This is a genomic window from Aneurinibacillus migulanus (assembly GCF_001274715.1).
Lineage (GTDB): Bacteria > Bacillota > Bacilli > Aneurinibacillales > Aneurinibacillaceae > Aneurinibacillus > Aneurinibacillus migulanus.
This window is the reverse complement of sequence record NZ_LGUG01000004.1, coordinates 3,403,959-3,420,239: the sequence shown is the minus strand read 5'-3', so window position 1 is coordinate 3,420,239 and position 16,281 is coordinate 3,403,959. Positions and strand designations below refer to the sequence as shown.

General features: G+C 44.0%; 17 protein-coding genes and 4 pseudogenes. 17 read left to right on the top strand and 4 right to left on the bottom strand.

Annotated features, from left to right (window positions below):
* Positions 1 to 75 precede the first annotated feature (75 nt).
* Together AF333_RS35645 and AF333_RS18140 are read right to left on the bottom strand one after the other, a co-directional pair.
* Positions 76 to 270 (bottom strand): hypothetical protein, encoded by a 195-nt coding sequence (locus AF333_RS35645; RefSeq protein WP_235496568.1) that lies wholly within the window; start codon positions 268 to 270, stop codon positions 76 to 78.
* Positions 260 to 448 (bottom strand): annotated as a pseudogene (locus tag AF333_RS18140) (DUF4158 domain-containing protein); the annotation flags it as partial. The gene AF333_RS35645 and the pseudogene AF333_RS18140, both read right to left, overlap by 11 nt.
* A gap of 409 nt (positions 449 to 857) precedes the next feature.
* Here AF333_RS18140 and AF333_RS18135 point away from each other — a divergent pair.
* The 8 genes from AF333_RS18135 to AF333_RS36885 all read left to right on the top strand — a co-directional run bounded on the left by AF333_RS18135 (position 858) and on the right by AF333_RS36885 (position 8,989).
* A complete protein-coding gene (locus AF333_RS18135) occupies positions 858 to 2,069 on the top strand; it encodes an MFS transporter (protein WP_043068580.1) in 1,212 nt (403 codons plus the stop codon).
* Positions 2,070 to 2,338: 269 nt separating this feature from the next.
* The gene (locus AF333_RS18130) at positions 2,339 to 2,617 is read left to right on the top strand and encodes a nitroreductase family protein (RefSeq protein ID WP_043068581.1); all 279 of its coding nucleotides are present in this window, start codon (positions 2,339 to 2,341) and stop codon (positions 2,615 to 2,617) included.
* 96 nt (positions 2,618 to 2,713) lie between these two features.
* Positions 2,714 to 4,549, top strand: a complete 1,836-nt coding sequence (locus AF333_RS18125) for an ABC transporter ATP-binding protein (protein WP_043068582.1) — start codon at positions 2,714 to 2,716, stop codon at positions 4,547 to 4,549.
* Positions 4,518 to 6,254 (top strand): ABC transporter ATP-binding protein, encoded by a 1,737-nt coding sequence (locus tag AF333_RS18120; protein WP_043068583.1) that lies wholly within the window; start codon positions 4,518 to 4,520, stop codon positions 6,252 to 6,254. The genes AF333_RS18125 and AF333_RS18120 overlap by 32 nt, the downstream gene beginning before the upstream one ends.
* A gap of 198 nt (positions 6,255 to 6,452) precedes the next feature.
* On the top strand, positions 6,453 to 7,454 hold the full coding sequence (locus AF333_RS18115; protein ID WP_052812375.1) for a helix-turn-helix transcriptional regulator: 1,002 nt from the start codon (positions 6,453 to 6,455) through the stop codon (positions 7,452 to 7,454).
* A 112-nt stretch (positions 7,455 to 7,566) separates the two neighbouring features.
* Positions 7,567 to 8,184 (top strand): MptD family putative ECF transporter S component, encoded by a 618-nt coding sequence (locus tag AF333_RS18110; protein WP_235356723.1) that lies wholly within the window; start codon positions 7,567 to 7,569, stop codon positions 8,182 to 8,184.
* Positions 8,181 to 8,861 carry an energy-coupling factor transporter transmembrane component T family protein gene (locus AF333_RS18105; RefSeq protein ID WP_043068636.1) on the top strand — a complete coding sequence of 227 codons (681 nt, stop codon included), beginning with the start codon at positions 8,181 to 8,183 and terminating at the stop codon, positions 8,859 to 8,861. Before AF333_RS18110 ends, AF333_RS18105 begins: the two co-directional genes overlap by 4 nt.
* Positions 8,858 to 8,989, top strand: coding sequence for a hypothetical protein (locus AF333_RS36885; protein WP_255322314.1), 132 nt, complete (start codon positions 8,858 to 8,860; stop codon positions 8,987 to 8,989). Before AF333_RS18105 ends, AF333_RS36885 begins: the two co-directional genes overlap by 4 nt.
* On the opposite strand, the gene AF333_RS37820 is transcribed toward AF333_RS36885, so the two are convergent.
* Complete coding sequence (locus AF333_RS37820; RefSeq protein ID WP_139189151.1) at positions 8,986 to 9,225, bottom strand: hypothetical protein; 240 nt, start codon at positions 9,223 to 9,225, stop codon at positions 8,986 to 8,988. The two genes, AF333_RS36885 and AF333_RS37820, sit on opposite strands and share 4 nt — an antisense overlap.
* Positions 9,226 to 9,460: 235 nt before the next feature.
* Here AF333_RS37820 and AF333_RS37815 point away from each other — a divergent pair.
* From AF333_RS37815 to AF333_RS18080, 6 genes and pseudogenes are all read left to right on the top strand, one after another.
* Positions 9,461 to 9,733 (top strand): annotated as a pseudogene (locus AF333_RS37815) (ATP-binding protein); the annotation flags it as partial.
* 1 nt (position 9,734) lies between these two features.
* Positions 9,735 to 10,171 (top strand): annotated as a pseudogene (locus AF333_RS32025) (IS1595 family transposase); the annotation flags it as partial.
* A 116-nt stretch (positions 10,172 to 10,287) separates the two neighbouring features.
* Positions 10,288 to 10,917, top strand: coding sequence for a hypothetical protein (locus AF333_RS18090; RefSeq protein WP_043068585.1), 630 nt, complete (start codon positions 10,288 to 10,290; stop codon positions 10,915 to 10,917).
* Positions 10,918 to 11,269: 352 nt separating this feature from the next.
* Positions 11,270 to 11,440: pseudogene (locus AF333_RS35635) on the top strand (IS4 family transposase); the annotation flags it as partial.
* Between the two features lie 186 nt (positions 11,441 to 11,626).
* The gene (locus tag AF333_RS18085) at positions 11,627 to 12,061 is read left to right on the top strand and encodes a hypothetical protein (protein ID WP_235356725.1); all 435 of its coding nucleotides are present in this window, start codon (positions 11,627 to 11,629) and stop codon (positions 12,059 to 12,061) included.
* 457 nt (positions 12,062 to 12,518) lie between these two features.
* Complete coding sequence (locus AF333_RS18080; RefSeq protein WP_043068586.1) at positions 12,519 to 12,953, top strand: VOC family protein; 435 nt, start codon at positions 12,519 to 12,521, stop codon at positions 12,951 to 12,953.
* A 376-nt stretch (positions 12,954 to 13,329) separates the two neighbouring features.
* Here the strand turns inward: AF333_RS18080 and AF333_RS18075 are convergent, their stop codons facing one another.
* The gene (locus AF333_RS18075; protein WP_043068587.1) at positions 13,330 to 13,818 is read right to left on the bottom strand and encodes a hypothetical protein; all 489 of its coding nucleotides are present in this window, start codon (positions 13,816 to 13,818) and stop codon (positions 13,330 to 13,332) included.
* Between the two features lie 556 nt (positions 13,819 to 14,374).
* On the opposite strand from AF333_RS18075, the gene AF333_RS18070 reads away from it, so the two are divergent.
* Genes AF333_RS18070 through AF333_RS18060 form a run of 3 tightly spaced genes read left to right on the top strand, consistent with a single transcriptional unit; the run spans position 14,375 to position 16,250 of the window.
* Positions 14,375 to 15,148, top strand: coding sequence for a hypothetical protein (locus tag AF333_RS18070; protein ID WP_043068588.1), 774 nt, complete (start codon positions 14,375 to 14,377; stop codon positions 15,146 to 15,148).
* Between the two features lie 3 nt (positions 15,149 to 15,151).
* Positions 15,152 to 15,520 carry a GntR family transcriptional regulator gene (locus AF333_RS18065; protein WP_043068589.1) on the top strand — a complete coding sequence of 123 codons (369 nt, stop codon included), beginning with the start codon at positions 15,152 to 15,154 and terminating at the stop codon, positions 15,518 to 15,520.
* A gap of 28 nt (positions 15,521 to 15,548) precedes the next feature.
* On the top strand, positions 15,549 to 16,250 hold the full coding sequence (locus AF333_RS18060) for an ABC transporter ATP-binding protein (protein WP_043068590.1): 702 nt from the start codon (positions 15,549 to 15,551) through the stop codon (positions 16,248 to 16,250).
* Positions 16,251 to 16,281: the final 31 nt, after the last annotated feature.

Sequence of the window (16,281 nt, the reverse complement as noted above, 5' to 3'; positions counted from 1 at the left end):
GTCCTCTTTTTACTTAAAAGGGGAAAAAGAATTCAGAAAGATAGAGCAGATGATAATCCATTCAACCTATATAAATTACACTTGATAGTTTGACAGGGTAGTGTGGTTGGAAGGAGGCGATTCAGAAAAAGAAGAGGTTGGATGCGCCCTGCTATCCGGCAGAAGATAGGCCAACGTGTCTTTTTCCGACCGCTCCCGCCCACCGCCCTTCTTTTCTTCCCTCTTACCACAAGAATTTATCGATTTATCAAATGAGATGTATATAGTCAATGACCTGAGGATTTATTTCATTTTTTGCTTTTGGAAAACGGTCCTGGTATTGAAAAAACTTCAGGAGCACTACAAATCCCAATCGTATTCCTCCATATTTATTTTTAAGCAGGCGCATTTCTTCTGGAATAACAGTAAAATGTTCAATTAGTTCTTCTAACTCCCAATTTTGCTTCAATGTGTTTTTCCTCCTAATTCCACCTATCAGCAAAATCTTATCGAAAATCAGAATATAAAAAATCTCTTTAGGGCAAGGACTTTAGTTAAAGAAATATTTACTTTGCCCTTGGTTGCATCAACGCTGGTACCAGGCCAGGAAGTATGGCCGCAGTAGAGATGTTGGCGATTTATCAGCGGCTTACTGCCTCGCTTATCGAACTGAGGATCCCGAACACTGCAAGTGAAGGGGATGTTCTCAACTACCGGATCGTGGCGGGCTACGCGAATATTGTCTGCATGCTGACCGTGAATAAATCCGTTCTACCGCATAAACGATCCGTTTCATGGTGGCAGTCTCTTTGTTTCTCTCTTAACATCATAAGAAAGCATGCTTATTTGTGAATGTTAGAAAGGAGAAAGACGTGAGAATGCCGCGAATTCGACTCAGCATTTTTTTAAGTGTTTTTGTCGCGATGGTAGGTTTGATGATCATCGCTCCAGTCATGCCTCCGCTCATACGCGAACTGGGACTGAGCGAAATCCACTCGGGCTTGATTATTTCTCTCGGTTCCATCGCAATGGCAGCGATGGCGCCGGTATGGGGAAACTGGAGTGATATAAAAGGAAGAAAGCATGTCATCTTGATTGGTTTTGTAGGCATGTTTGCGAGCTATGTCCTGTTTACAGCAACGATGTATGCAGGTTTGATGCAGTTTATCAGCGGGGGACTTTTAGTCGTACTGCTCATTGTCGCACGCGCATTGATCGGTCTGTTTATTCCGGCTGTTCCTTCGGCAGCGCAAGCGTATATGGCGGACGTCACGGATGAAAAAAGCCGTTCTTCGGGGATGGCTTTAATTGGCGCCGCCAATGGACTCGGCCTCGTGCTTGGCCCGGCGATTGCCGGAGCCTTTGCGCTCATCGGTCTGATCTGGCCGCTTTATGTGGGTACGCTGTTACCGCTTGTTGCATTAGTCGTCGTTCTTCTGCTGATCCCGGCTCAAAAACCGGTAATTCAGGCAAAGTTTCCGAGGGTGAACCCGTTTCAAAAAGGCGTCCGCCTCTATTTGTTCGCCGGATTGGCAACGATGTTCAGTATTGTTACTTTGCAAGTGATCGCGGGTTTTTATTTTCAGGACCAGTTGTCTCTGACTACTCAGGAAACCGCTAGAATGGTTTCGTTTGGTTTGATGTTTAGCGGTGTTGCGATGATCATCACACAAGGGCTGCAAATGAAAAAGCCGAAGTGGCAACCTAAACCTCTGATCATGGTTGGGTCGCTGCTTTTGATGATGAGCATTGCGCTCTTTCTGTTTGTCGTCAGTTTGACCGGCTTTTACTTGGCTTTCTTTTTGTTTGGTGTCGGAGCGGGGTTGATGATGCCGGGTTTTATGACGGGAGCATCTCTTGCTGTTGCACGCGAGCAACAAGGAGGCGTAGCAGGTCTGGTGGGATCGGTTCAAGGCATATCTGCTATGCTCGCCCCGATTCTCAGCACGATTCTTTACCGACTGGATAAGCATCTTCCTTTTGCGCTTGTCGGTGCGTTTGTTATGCTGCTGTTCCTTACCATGCTTTCGGTTCCGAATAAGTCTGCCGCAAATGCGTCGGCAACAGGAAATCAGGACTTAATGGAATAGCGAAGTTAACTGTTCAACTGCTGACTGCTCTACGGAGCGGTTTTTTAGTTATCTTCACTCTCAGGAAGAATCGTTCATGGAGCAACAGTCCGCGACATGACCACGGTTTCCGAAGCAACGACACAGTTCCAGGATGAATCGCTCCGTATAGCGTCAAAAAAAATCCGTCCAGAGGTGGTTCCGCACGCCTTGCAATGATAATCTTTCTCAATAAAGGCAAGCAATAATGGATTGCATCAATTTGTAAGCTTTAGATGGGAGGAAGGACATTGAGCATCGCGGATGTGATCCGGGAGAGAAGGACGATACGGCGATTTGCTGAAATGCCGTTGACGAAAGAAACGAGCGTGGAACTGCTGGATGTCGCCGTCGCAGCGTTTTGCGAATTGAAACGGTACAAATTGATGCTGGGAAAAATTAAAGAGATGTACAAGTGGAAAATGGCGCAATATCCGGCCATTTTGTTGGTTGTCGCGAAAGGGGAGAAAAGCAGGTTGAAGCGGGACGACGAGCGCATTGCCGGGATGCTGTATATTAGGTTATTTTAACCGAACGCCAAAATCGAAACCTCGTACACCAGCACAGAAAAAGATGACATGGCCATAAAGGTCGTGAAGGATAACCTCATCCGAGGAGGGATTCAAATGACTCAAAAAACGGGCATCACCCGATTGCTTGAAATTGCCGGAGAAAGGCGTGGACTGCTGATTGTCTCCGGTCTGCTTTCTTCGGTCAGCGCTGTAGGCATGCTGGTGCCTTACGTTTCGGTCTATTTCATTCTGAAAGAGCTGCTCACGCATGCGGCGGATCCGGCCTTAGCCGATGGAGAGTATATGATCAGATGGGGGATATTTGCTCTCGTAGGCCTCGTCGGAAGTCTGCTCGCAACTTACGCTGGCGTCATGGCTTCGCATATCGCCGCTTTCCGCATTTTGTACGGGCTCAGAGTAAAGCTTTCATCCCACATTGGCAAGCTGCCGCTCGGATGGCTGAACGGCACTTCGACGGGAGCTGTCAAGAAGACGCTGGAACAAAACGTGGAAAAAGTGGAGACGTTTGTCGCCCATCAGTTGCCCGATCTCGTTCATGTTGCGGTAACGACTGTATTGATGATCGTTGTCATGTTTACGCTAAATGTCTGGCTCGCCATCGCTTGCATCGTGCCGATCGCGCTCGGGTTCGGAGTGCAGATGATGCTGTTGAGCGGTTCAATAACGAAAGAAACCGTCAGGCGCTATTATGACTCTTTAGAGCGGATGAATGCATCCGCAGTGCAATACGTGCGGGGAATGCCGGCTGTAAAAGTATTCGGGCAAACCGTGTATTCGTTCCGCAAATTTTACGCGGACATGATCCAGTATCGGGATTATTGCGTGAAATATACCGATCAGTTTCAACACGGATTTCTGATCTTCAAAGTCATTCTCGGTTCGTTTGCGGCATTCGTGCTGCCGGTCGGCGTTTTTTTGCTCAGCCGCGATCCGGATAGCGTCGCTTTCGCTTCCGTGCTGCTGTTTTTCCTGGTCATGGCCCCCGGGATTTCCGCTCCGATGTTCAAAATCATGTTTCTGACTTCAACGCTCAAAGATATTAACGAGGGCGTCGAACGCATTGATCGTATTTTGGCGGAGCGGCCTGTGCCGGAACCGAAACAAACGAAAAAGCCGGAGTTGTACGAAATTTGCTTTGATAATGTTTCCTTCTCGTATAGCACGGAGTCTGCGGGCGGAGAGGCCCTGTCGGACGTTTCATTTACGGCTCGACAAGGGGAGGTGACGGCGCTGGTTGGCCCTTCGGGGGCTGGAAAATCGACGGCGGCCAATCTGGTGCCGCGTTTCTGGGATGTGAAAGAAGGGGCGATTCGAATCGGCGGCGTCGATGTCCGCGATATGGGGACCACGGATTTGATGAATACCGTCGCCTTCGTGTTTCAGGAGACGTTTCTGTTTTATGATACGGTGTATAACAATATCGCGGTCGGACGACCGGATGCTGAGCCGGAAGAGGTTTATGCTGCAGCGAAGGCGGCCCAATGCCATGAATTTATTCAACAACTTCCGAAAGGTTATGACACGCTCATTGGAGAAGGCGGCGTTTATTTATCCGGCGGCGAGGAGCAGAGGGTTTCCGTGGCCAGAGCGATTCTGAAAAACGCTCCTGTACTTGTGCTGGACGAAGCGACTGCGTTTGCCGATCCGGAGAATGAGTATGAAATGCAGCGTGCGTTGAAGGTGTTGATGAAAGGGAAAACGGTTATCGTCATCGCGCATCGGCTGTCCACGATACGGGATGCCGAGCAAATTGTCGTGCTGGACGACGGGCGGGTTGCCGAGCGGGGAAGGCATGAGGAATTGCTAGACTCGGGCGGTTTGTATGCAAAAATGTGGCGTGCCTACACGGATACGGACAAGTGGCAAATCGGCAAAGTAAAGGAGGAGACGATGAATCATGAGCATGCTGCGCAACATTACGGCGGGTAATCCCCGTTCCTTGCTCAAGCCCGTTTTCTATACGACGCTGGCGAATTTGGCCGGAATTGTACCTTTTGCTCTTCTGGTGGAAGCGGCCAGACTGATCTTCGAACCGTTTGTCCATCCCGGCGCGATGCTCGACACGACGCGGCTTTGGTGGGTATGCGGTGGAATGGTGTTTTCGCTGTTTCTCCTGTACGGATGCGAGATCCCCGCTTACCGCTCCCAGTTCCGCAGCGCATACAGCGCAGCGGCGGAAGGCAGAGCCCGTCTCGCCGAGCATTTGCGCCAGTTACCGCTAGGGTATCTGAACAAGCGCGATCCCGGCGATCTGGCCAATATGATGATGGGCGATTTTACGATGCTGGAGCATGGTATCTCCCATCTAGTGCCACAGATGTTCGGGGCAATCATCATGCCGGTTCTCGCTTTAACCGGGCTTTCCATCCTCGACTGGCGAATGGCGCTCTCACTTTTTGCAGCGTTTCCGATCGCCGTCTTGTTGGTGTTGCTTACTTCTGGCATACAGCGGAAGCTGAGCGCCCGGCACATGCGGGCAAAGATGGATGCCGCCAACCGGTTGCAGGAGTACTTGAACGGCATCCGTGTCATCAAAGCCTATAACCTGACCGGGGAACGATTTGTCCGGCTGGAGCGTTCGTTCAAGGAATTGATGCGGCACAGCATCCGCATCGAAGGGCTGCTTGGGCCGATCGTGTTGAGCGCAATTGCCTGCATTCGGGCCGGGCTCACTCTTATGGTCATCGTCGGGGTTCATCTACTGCTCGGCGGAACTCTTGATCTGTTTGCGTTCGTCGCCTTCCTCCTTGTGGGAACCCGAATATTCGATCCTTTGACGACGGCGCTCGTGGGTTACGCGGAGTTCCGTTATCACGAGCAGGCTGGCGAACGCATCGTGCGGCTGCTTGAAGAGCCCGGCATGCCAGGGGATCGGCAGCCGCCTGGCGGACACGATATCGAACTAAAGCAGGTCACGTTCAGCTATCGCGACAAGGTGGTGCTGAAAGACGTGAGCGTTCGCATCCCGGCCGGTTCTTTCACCGCATTGGTCGGGCCGTCCGGTAGTGGCAAGAGCACCATCCTTCGCCTTATCGCCCGGTTTTATGACCCGGATCGAGGAACGGTAACAATGGGCGGCGAAGACATTCGCGGCATGGATCCGGAAGCGTTGCTGCGCAAAGTGTCGATGGTTTTTCAGGATGTCTATTTATTTCAGGACACGATCGCAAACAATATCCGCTTCGGCTGCAGCGACGCGACCTGCGAAGACATCGAGGCGGCGGCGAGAATGGCTTGCTGCCACGACTTCATCATGAAGCTTCCGAACGGTTACGATACGTTGGTCGGCGAAGGCGGTTGCACGCTTTCGGGCGGCGAAAAACAGCGTATTTCCATCGCGAGAGCGATGCTCAAAGATGCGCCGGTCGTACTGCTCGATGAAGCGACGGCTTCTTTGGATCCCGAAAATGAAGCGGAGATTCAGAAGGCGATTGACCGGCTCGTTCATGGCAGAACCGTGATCGTTATTGCGCATCGGCTGAAAACGGTGCGAAGCGCCGACCAAATCGTCGTGCTGAACAATGGACAAATCACGGAACAAGGTTGCCATGACGAATTGTTGTCGCGAAACGGTTTGTATGCCCGGTTGTGGAAGCGACAGCAGGAAGCGAACGAATGGCGCTTGGCAACATGAATGATTCCGCCGAATAAATAGTGAAAGCCGACTTTCCGCTATCGAACGGGAACCGGCTTTTTCTTTTAATTGACAGTAATAATCATTATCATTTAAACTGAAAATTGTAACTTCACGTGTTTTTTCGTTAATCTATAATGACTTGTAATGTTGAGTTCCAGCTGGCATTTGTCGAAACGATGGTGAGAGGGGAAAGGTATGAACCTGCAAATGAATACACAAAATCTTGGTTGCATGATCGAGGAGATAAGCGATATTCCGTTGTCGTCGCGACAACGGGAGCAATATGATCAATCGATTCCGATACTGGGCGGGACGGGCCATATACAACGGATTTTTTTGAGAAAAGGCATGGAGATTAATTGGTTTGATGGGAGACTTCACGAACCTGTCACATTGGATGTCGGTGTCCATTATCCTCACCTGGAAATCAGTTATACTTTATCGGGCCAAGGATGCTGGGAACCGACAGATTCATCCCGAAGCTACGGCTTATCTCCGGGAGTTTCCAATCTTGTTTATATGAGCAATTCGGAGGTTCGCGCGGAGCTTTTTCCCCAGGAGAGAATCTTTCATATGGAACTTCGTATCGATGTAAGGCATTTTGGTGAACTGCTGCCTGATCTTGCCCGTATTTCGAACGAACCATTCTTCTGCAAACAAACGGCCGATTCTCCCCACATTTCTCTTCTCGTCGAACAAATAAAACAGTGTCCGTATTCTGGTACGTTCCGGAAGCTTTATCTGGAAGGGAAAGCGATTGAACTGTTGGTCTATCATTTGGACGGGGCAGAAAAGGAAGAACAACTTGTTCGAGCGGCATCCGCGCTGAAAGCAGATGATATCCGTTGTCTTCACCAAGCGAAAGAGATTTTGTCCCATACGTGGAGAGAGCCTCCCGGTTTGCTTGAGCTGGCCAGACTAGTCGGCCTTAATGACTATAAGCTCAAACTCGGATTCAAACAATTGTTTGGCACGACCGTCTTCGGCTATGTGCGCGGGCTGCGAATGAACGAAGCGCGCAAAATACTGGAGCAAGGGAAGGCCAATGTGAGCGAAGCGGCCATGCTGGTCGGCTATCACAATTTGAGCCACTTTGCCTCCCTTTTCCGTAAAACCTATGGTTACAATCCCAGTGAAGTCGGGAAAGTAAGTCTGTGCGAAATCGGTCAGTCTTGCGATCGAAAAAAATCCGTTTAACGTTAAGGATAATCCGTTTACAGGCGGCGAAGCATCCGTTTCTCAATGATAATGAATCTCAATGGCTCACCTTGAAAGTGAGACTGTTTTAAGCATACAAGGAGGAACGATTATGCAAGCACAAATGCAAACACAAAACAGAGCTGTCCAAAACAACTGGAAAATGAGGGACTTCATTACACTTGCCATTTTTAATGTCTTGATGATCATTGTTATGACAATGGTTGACATGTTTGCCCGTCCCCTTCATTTTCTGGCTGTAGGGGGAATTACGGCGTTAGTTAATGGTCCTGTTTACATGGTGATGTCCAATAAAATAGGCAAACGGGGTGTTTTGTTTTTTACCGCCCTGCTCACGGGATTATATTTGTTGGCTTTCGGATTTGTATACTTCTTGATCACACTAGCTGTCGTGGGTGTCTTGTGCGAGCTGATCATGTGGGGAAAGGATACATATAAACACCCTCTCCGCAATGCCATAGGCTACGGGATATTTTATGTGGGTTACTCCCTTTGCGGTGCTGTACCGTTTGTTTTCTTCAGGGAGCAATATCTGGCGATTTTGTCGCAAAGCTATCCTCCGTCAGAGCTTGATAACATGGTGTATTATTTTAGTACGCCGAGCATGGTTCTGAGCATGTGTGCGATTTCTCTTACGGGAGCATTTGCCGGTTGCTTCCTTGGAAACACGCTGTTGAAAAAGCATGTGAAAAAAGCCAAATTGGTATGACGCAGCTTGATCCCAGAACACACGTAATTACGCTGATTTTGGCAAGTATCCTGGCTACGCTTGCAAGTGATGCATTGCAGGTGCATTTGATGGTTGTTTTAAGCGTATTGTATTTGTTTTGCAATCAATTGTTCAGGAAGGCGGTTCATTTTTTTCTTTCCTATATCGCATTAATGGCCGCTTTGTCTATACTGCCGGATTATTCTGGATCAATCATCATCATTCTTTACACGTTTGCCAGATTAATACCTATGGTCATGATCGGGACAGCGCTGATTCATTCAGCTCCCGGCAGCATCATGTGCGCTTTGGAAAGATTATCCGTTCCAAAACCGGTTTTGGTTATGCTCTGCATTCTGATCCGCTTTTACCCCGTTTTGATGATGGAAATTGGTGCAATCCGCGACGGCATCCGGGCCAGAAGCATTTTCCCCCGCTGGTACAATGCGCTGCGGCATCCTGTAATGGCTTATGAATGCTTCTTTATGCCGTTGATCGTCCGGTGCCTAAAGCTGTCTGTGGAGCTTGCGTCGTCTGCGGAACTTCGGGGGATCGAGTGCAGCTGCGTCAGAACCTCCATTCATCCTGTAGGCTTTAAGGTTGTAGACTGCATGATAATAGGGGGTTACGTCCTGATGGGGGCAGCTATTTATTTAGCGGGGGGCATGGCCCCATGATTAAGCTGAATGGCGTCACCTTCTGCTATGGCAATAAAGATGGGGGAGCTGGAAACGAAACAGGCGTGAAAAATATCGGATTGTTTGTGGAGGCCGGGCAATGCGTCGTGTTATGCGGCCGCTTCTAATTCTGGACGAGCCTACCGCCAATCTTGATCATCATGCGACTCAAACTTTGCTTGAAATGTTGGGCACGCTCAAACAAAACGATACGACTCTGCTCATCAGTGAACACCGTCTTCATCCCCTGCCCATTGCTGATTCCTTTGTCTACCTGGAAAAGGACAGAATCGCCCGCATATGGACAAAGGATGATTTTTCCCGGCTTGCCTATGAAGATGTACGTTCGTACGGCCTGCGCCATACAAATATGGTAAGTAACGGGGCGTTGCATCAATCAAAGGAAAGATCGGCGGCGGATCCTATGTTGGAGGGTCGAAAGCTTGCCTATTGTTACAAAAGGAATGGCGAAGGAATTCATGATGTAGACATCGAACTCTCCAACCTATGCCGCATTTGGTTTCAAATCCAAGCCCAGAAGTGGTGGAACGTGATTTATCAGTTTATGAGCAGTTTGCTGATGAAGAGGTGGTCGTACAATGATACTTCAGGCCCGTTTAGAAGAAGCCTTTTCGCAAATGGGGTGGGTACGAATCCCGGAAATTATTCACAGCCACGCAGAAGAAGCTGCTGCTCAGAATATATCGTATTTGGAGTTCTTGGACAAGCTTTTATAAGAGGAAATCGTGGCTAAAAGGGATTGATTCATTCGAATGAAAACACGATTGGCTCATTTACTTTTCCATAAAACGTTGGAGCAATTCGATTTCAGTTTTCAGCCTTCTGTTGATGAAAGACGGATTCGTGATTTGATTTGTTGATTGTATGTTCAAAGGCTATTCTCTGCGAAAATCTTCCGAAATCGTAGGGGTTACTTGGGTTACGCTTTTTTATTGGAGACATAAATTGTTAAGTGCATTAAAACAAATAGATTTTGAGCAATTTGAAAGTATCGTTGAAGTTGCCGAAACCTACTTCTTATACTCTCAAAAAGGGCAACGTGGCATTACAGAACGTAAACCTCGTAAATGTGGTAGAAAATCTAAACATCGAGGGATAAGCCACGAACAGGTTTGTGTCCTTGTTGTAAGAGACCGTACCAAATCAACTGTCTCAAAGGTTGCCTGTATGGGGCGTGTTGTGAAAACAAAAGTTGATAGTATGATTGGTTCTTGTTTGTAGATAGTCGTAGTAACGAAAGCACTAAACACAACATTAAAGAGTTCTTATTATCATCATTTTTATTTTAAATGACAGATACTTATGACAGCTTGCATTTGTCCAAATTCAATTTAACAAGTTAATTCGTAACCAACTAAAACGGAAGTAATAAGGTAAAAAATATATTTGAGGTGTATATACATTAATGGAGAAATTAGTATTACTTATGTATGGCGATTTATTACCACCACATCAACATATTAAAAGAATTGTTGATAAATATATTAGGTACTATTTAAATGACAAGAAAAAAGAGGATTTTAACGAAGATAAATATGTTGAAATACGAATTGAGGAAAGATATTTAGGTCTAAAACAAAGAGAATGGTATTGCCCGCTTATAACACCAATAAAGTATGAATTTCTTCCAAGATTTAAAAGTATTTTTCAGTCATTTAATTGCGGTATTTGTTTATGTACTGAAAACCACGAACACCCTACATTGGGTATAGGTGACTTAGAATACGAAGGCTACTGTTACTATATGAGAGATGATAAGAAAAAAATTTTGTTTTTAGAAGATTACGGCAAACAAGATGATGGTATAGAAATAGATGCACTATACGAAAAATTATCTAATCAAGCAATCTCTAACTTAAATCATTTAGATTGGAATAACTTAATGCCCAAAAATGAACGCCACAGTGTAGAAAGCCAAGAATGGTATAGAAATTTACCCGTAGAACAGAGATATAAAATTGTAAACGCAAATACAGAAACTGAAATAGCATTTAAGCAATGGTTAAACGAAATTGTACAAACTGGTAAAAAATAAAGAAGCTCGCTTAGTGAAGTTCCTTTACATTGTGTTAAAATCAACATTAAAGTTTAACAGAGCCTATGAATTAAATATATCAATAGATTAAGGGTTTAATTTAATATGCTTTGAAACTGGAATGAAACACGCTACTCACAGATGAAAGCCTTCTCAAATTGTTTGGAACGGTTGATATTCATAGCGGTGATGTCTTTTGTGCAACAGCTTCTTCCTGTGATGCGGCTTCCTTTTTACTGTTTTTAAAGAAAGTGGTCACTCGGTATGCAGGTAAATTCGTCATTATGATCATAAATAATGCGCGCTAATCATGAACGTGTTTTAAAACGAATTGGATGTATAAGTTAATGGCTTAAACAAAATCTATATAGGTTATTTTCGTTTACAAGATTTTATGGAACAGTCGGCTCCTGGACAAGTAATTGAATGAAGGGACGTATACGTGGGGGGAAGAAAAACTACCTACGCGATTCGTGAAAAGAAGAAAGGAATTAGATACACGGAACGTACAAAGCAACTGCAACTTTTTTCTTACTAATTGTGTCCATATTATATAGGTCATTGACGATCACGGTTATGTCAGAACAGGTTACAGAAGTGATTCTGGCCGATTGGGTGAACACAAGGAGGATAATGAGATGAGAATGCCGAGCGACAGCTACAACAATTTATTGAGAAGCATCGTGAAACATTGGAGCACTATCAATTGATGGATGATGTACAAGAACTGTCGGACGAGTTTGCGATCAAGGAGCAAATTCCGATGGTGTTCGCTTTTATATACGGCGTCACCGTAGATTGGCGAGAGTATGATGAGGAAATCGTCCGATTGTTCGGTGAACGGCTTCCGGATGAAACGGTTGAGGTGACGACTACGGACAAAGGATTGGAGGTTATCTACAATGGACAACTGCATTCGATTGCGCTCACTTTTTCTGGAAAAGATCGCTATATCACGATTCGTGGGTTCCAGGAGTTGATCAGGGATAAATACGAAATTCGTCTGTTTGAAGCCTCGTATTTTTCAGATACCCACGACTTTTTGGTTTTACCTAAGCGGCAGTGGGAGGAACTGGATGCCCGGTACCCGGTACAGACTGGAGAGATGTTCCGTGTCATCGACGACGAGCTGGACTTTCCGTAACTGGGATATTGCTTCCCGGAGCTGCTTGACCGATATGATAAAAAATGTCGGATGACAAGAATATGTTCCGAATGCCGATCACCCTACAAATAGAAGCATTAAGCTAACGGGCAGCATCACTGACATCCACCTTATGGAAAGGTTGGACGAAGGAATTTGGATATTATTCCAAAGCCAGGTTTTTGTTTTTGATGGATAGCAAGACAGAAGGATGAATAGCTTTATATAGACTGTATTTCATCTTAAAAATGTGCGTTTTTTTATTTTTTTAGGTGTAAACAGAAAATAAGGTCCTATATCGGGAAACAAAGTTGTATATTAACCTTCTTGTGTTGATTTAAAATAAATTTTAACCGTTTATAAAAAAGCTGCACCTTTTTAAAATAAGATAAATGCTTGACCTTCACGCTACGTAATAGCATATGTTTTATGTATCTTAATTATGGAGGGAAGCATAATGGAATTTTATCCTATGCCTTTGTTTGTAAAACTTTCTGTCAGTAATATGGAAAGTTCCCTTTGCTGGTACAAGGAAGTTCTAAATTTTGAACCTGTGTTTGAGTTACCAGGCAAAGATGGGAAGACTGTAATGGCTCATATTCGAGGCAAAAAGTATCAGGACATAATGTTGATTTCAGAATCAGAACAAAATGATATGGATTCTAACGGGAAGGGTGTCGTTTTAAACTTTTCTGTGGAAGATGTTGATCTATATTCGAAAAAGGCAAGTAAGGCCAATGCAGTAGTTGTAGAAGGTCCTATTGATCGTCCTTGGAACGCTCGTGAACTTGTTTTGAGAGACCTTGATGGTTATCTAATAACACTTTCAATGGGAATAGACAAAGAAAAGGATTTTGATGATGTTATAAGCCAAGTCGAAAATAAACTTTAGTACCTCAAAAGTGATCAAACTTTTTTATAAAAACCAAACTTAAATCTGCTGAAAAAGAATCCATTTTGATCAATCTTTTTTCAAAATGGATTCTTTTTATTTATCGTAAAATGTTGGTGTGCGAGAGGCTTTTGATCAAACTTTATTTCAAAACAATAGGATGACTAAAATGCAACCGCTTTTTCCTATGTAGTATCCACTTTACTTTTTCTAAAATAAATGGTCGTTCAAACATATTCATTCTCAACCTCATTTCCTTGTTCTAGTGGCAACAAAGGGCGTAATCTGCCCTGTTCTATATCGTTAGATACGTTAAACGAATACCTACCCACAATGTTGATATGTCCGTATCCTAGTGGGGATAGCCTTTGAATACTTATTTTAATTTAAATGATGCCTTTATCGAATTTATATCGTCTGCCATGGATAAATATTCTGTCTTTTTCTTCTCATCTTGATTATCATACTGAACATCCGTAGGCGTGTTGATAGTATATACAGTGTCGCCTTGTTCTGCAATCTTAGATATATGAATGAGTTTTATTAACTCATCACCATCTTTGTTCCATTTTTCTTTTGCCCAAACTTGGATATTAAATAATTCTCCCCCTGGTTGATTTGCTTTACTAAAGAATGTAATATTATTGTCTTTTTCTCGTACAACATATTTTCCATCCCATTTTTTGGGGATATTTAGTGTGAAATTATACTTTGTGTTCTCGTATAAAATTAAATTACTCTCACTGCTTTTGCCTTTTTGTGTTTCATTAACAGCGCTTTGCATTGGCTTAGTACTCTCCGTACATGCACTTAACAAACTAAGTGACATAATAGACATCATTAAAACGATTAATGTTTTTTTCATTTTGGCCTTCTCCTTTAAGTAAAAAGGTTTTCATATAAGGGCTCAAAACCAAAACCAGTGCTTGACGAACTAATCTAAGGTTGAAAATGGAAAAACATCTGCTAAACCTGTAATGTTGTAAGTTTCACCGAACAACATAAAGAATGGACAGATGCAGATACAGTATATCAATGAAATTCTCGACATACCAGAGCTAAAAATTCACCAGATTCTGCCGATGAACGCAGATGAAATTCATATAGGGGTCCCGTTACATTGCCATCAAGTTAATGAGAAAGAAGCTGTGTTTACAATATAGGCATAGGAGCAGATTCCCTATTATTCTATACGATATCTACAGTATGAGTTCGTTAGGTGGTAACACTGCTTTTAAAATCAATTGAATTTTTATGCAAATGTAGAACGAACCCTTTTGTTTTTCTAAGATGATGAAGTTGAGTGTAAATTTATATGGGGCATAAATATATTTTTAAATATTATTGGTTGATTCTTCTTTTGTCTTAGTGTACTATTTAATTAATACACTAAGACAATGATACAAAAGGAGTGGTGTTTAATGGAAACATGCTTTCGATTACTCGGAAAAGATTTAAAGTTAATGAAAGGATGGATGTTGGGAAGCTTGGCTGTACTGGTTGCCGTGGGATTACTTAGTGTATGGTCTGCCTACCAAAAACCCACAGGGGCAGTTAGTGTTTTGATGACAGTTCTTCTCTTTACTCATATCTTTTATATACCAGCTTACCTATGGATTAGTTTATCGAAAGAATGGAAAGGGACCTATGTGTATTGGCTTCAATTCCCTCAATCAGGGTGGACATTATTAGCAGTGAAAATGGGAAGTGCTGTGATTAGCCTATGTATCTCGTACGCTATCACTTACGCCTTTTTCTTTAGCATCGGTCAGATAGAAGGGAACAGTACCTTATTGTTAGCACAATCCGCCTCTCTGGATGAGTTTGATCCGAGAGCCTATATCAGTTATATGAAAGGTGCCTATTTATCGGTGTTTTCTCTGATTTTATTTATGAGTCTGAGTCTTGGTTTTTGGATTCTTTTGTTCAATATCTCTATTCAGGCTGTAAAACGCAAACTACAACGGTTTAGCGGGTTCACTATATTTGTCCTTTTCACCTTTTTGTTTTGGTGCTGGTTTTCCTTTAGTGGAACGGAGATGTACAGTACATTAACGAAATGGGGAGCTTTTTCAGGAGATTCCGTCTGGGCGTACCTTGAAATGTACAAGGGGGAAGTGGTATTTGAACTACCATTAATGGCAGTCTTTTTCTTTCTTGCAGGATGGTTACTGGACAGGAAGGTAGAGGTGTAATAGATGGGCGAAGAATTTAACGCTTCACAACCAATTTATCAGCAGATTGTGGCGCGTATTTGCCGTCAAATTGTGCGAGAGGAAATAAAACCGGGGGAGAAGCTTCCCTCTGTAAGGGAGATGGCGGTGCAATCCGGAGTTAATCCGAATACTGTACAACGTGTCTATTCTGAACTTGAGCGGATGAACATTGTAGAGGCAAGAAGAGGTCAGGGGTCATTCGTGACGGAGAATCTAGAAGAATTGGAGCGATTGCGGGTGCAGCTTAAGGTTGAATACATCGGAGAGTTTGTAAGAAATATGAAGGAAATGGGTTTTTCGCCTTCTGAGATTATTGAAGGCATCCAGGATTATTTGAAACAGGAAGAATAAAACGCACGGTTAGGAGAGTGAGAATTCTATGTCGGATGTGCTAGTAAAATTTCAACATGTATCGAAAAAATACCAGAGCAAAGTTGCCCTTCATAATATAAGTTTTGAACTTCCAAGAGGTAAAATTATTGGACTTATCGGCACAAACGGGAGCGGGAAATCAACAATGCTGAAACTAATGGCTGGACTAATCAGGCCAACTCGTGGAATGGTTATGATCAATGGAGAGCAGATCAAAAGGCGGATTCCAGAACAGGTTTCGTTTTTACCGGATGGAGATCATTTATATCCATTCTATACGGTACAACAGACCATTGATGTTTTCGGCAGTATATATAGTGATTTTGATAAGAAGAAAGCAATAGAAATGCTGACATTTATGGAGTTACCGGGTGACCAGTTTATAAAAGTACTATCAAAAGGCAATAAAGGGCGATTAAAGATCATTCTGGCACTTTCCCGCCAAGTGCCGCTGATTTTAATGGATGAACCGTTGTCTGGTCTTGATCCCATTGTTCGAAATTCTATTATCAAAAGTTTGATTTCCTTTATTGATGTTGAAAGGCAGACCGTTATCATGTCTACCCATGAAGTTGCAGAAGTTGAGCCAATTCTTGATATGGCAGTGCTTATTCATAATGGCGAACTTCAATCGATTCAGGAGGTTGAGCAGATTCGTTTTACCAGCAACATGAGTCTTGTTGAATGGATGAAGAAATCTGCCAAATAGATAAAGATGCTTTACAAATTTGTAAAAAAAG

Bases quoted from the DNA above. Each gene is read 5' to 3' on its own strand.
- AF333_RS18135 (WP_043068580.1), top strand. From the start codon at position 858: ATGCCGCGAATTCGACTCAGCATTTTTTTAAGTGTTTTTGTCGCGATG.
- AF333_RS18125 (WP_043068582.1), top strand. From the start codon at position 2,714: ATGACTCAAAAAACGGGCATCACCCGATTGCTTGAAATTGCCGGAGAA.
- AF333_RS18120 (WP_043068583.1), top strand. From the start codon at position 4,518: ATGAGCATGCTGCGCAACATTACGGCGGGTAATCCCCGTTCCTTGCTC.
- AF333_RS18115 (WP_052812375.1), top strand. From the start codon at position 6,453: ATGAACCTGCAAATGAATACACAAAATCTTGGTTGCATGATCGAGGAG.
- AF333_RS18110 (WP_235356723.1), top strand. From the start codon at position 7,567: ATGCAAGCACAAATGCAAACACAAAACAGAGCTGTCCAAAACAACTGG.
- AF333_RS18105 (WP_043068636.1), top strand. From the start codon at position 8,181: ATGACGCAGCTTGATCCCAGAACACACGTAATTACGCTGATTTTGGCA.
- AF333_RS36885 (WP_255322314.1), top strand. From the start codon at position 8,858: ATGATTAAGCTGAATGGCGTCACCTTCTGCTATGGCAATAAAGATGGG.
- AF333_RS37820 (WP_139189151.1), bottom strand. From the start codon at position 9,225: ATGGCGCAGGCCGTACGAACGTACATCTTCATAGGCAAGCCGGGAAAA.
- AF333_RS18090 (WP_043068585.1), top strand. From the start codon at position 10,288: ATGGAGAAATTAGTATTACTTATGTATGGCGATTTATTACCACCACAT.
- AF333_RS18085 (WP_235356725.1), top strand. From the start codon at position 11,627: ATGGATGATGTACAAGAACTGTCGGACGAGTTTGCGATCAAGGAGCAA.
- AF333_RS18080 (WP_043068586.1), top strand. From the start codon at position 12,519: ATGGAATTTTATCCTATGCCTTTGTTTGTAAAACTTTCTGTCAGTAAT.
- AF333_RS18075 (WP_043068587.1), bottom strand. From the start codon at position 13,818: ATGAAAAAAACATTAATCGTTTTAATGATGTCTATTATGTCACTTAGT.
- AF333_RS18070 (WP_043068588.1), top strand. From the start codon at position 14,375: ATGGAAACATGCTTTCGATTACTCGGAAAAGATTTAAAGTTAATGAAA.
- AF333_RS18065 (WP_043068589.1), top strand. From the start codon at position 15,152: ATGGGCGAAGAATTTAACGCTTCACAACCAATTTATCAGCAGATTGTG.
- AF333_RS18060 (WP_043068590.1), top strand. From the start codon at position 15,549: ATGTCGGATGTGCTAGTAAAATTTCAACATGTATCGAAAAAATACCAG.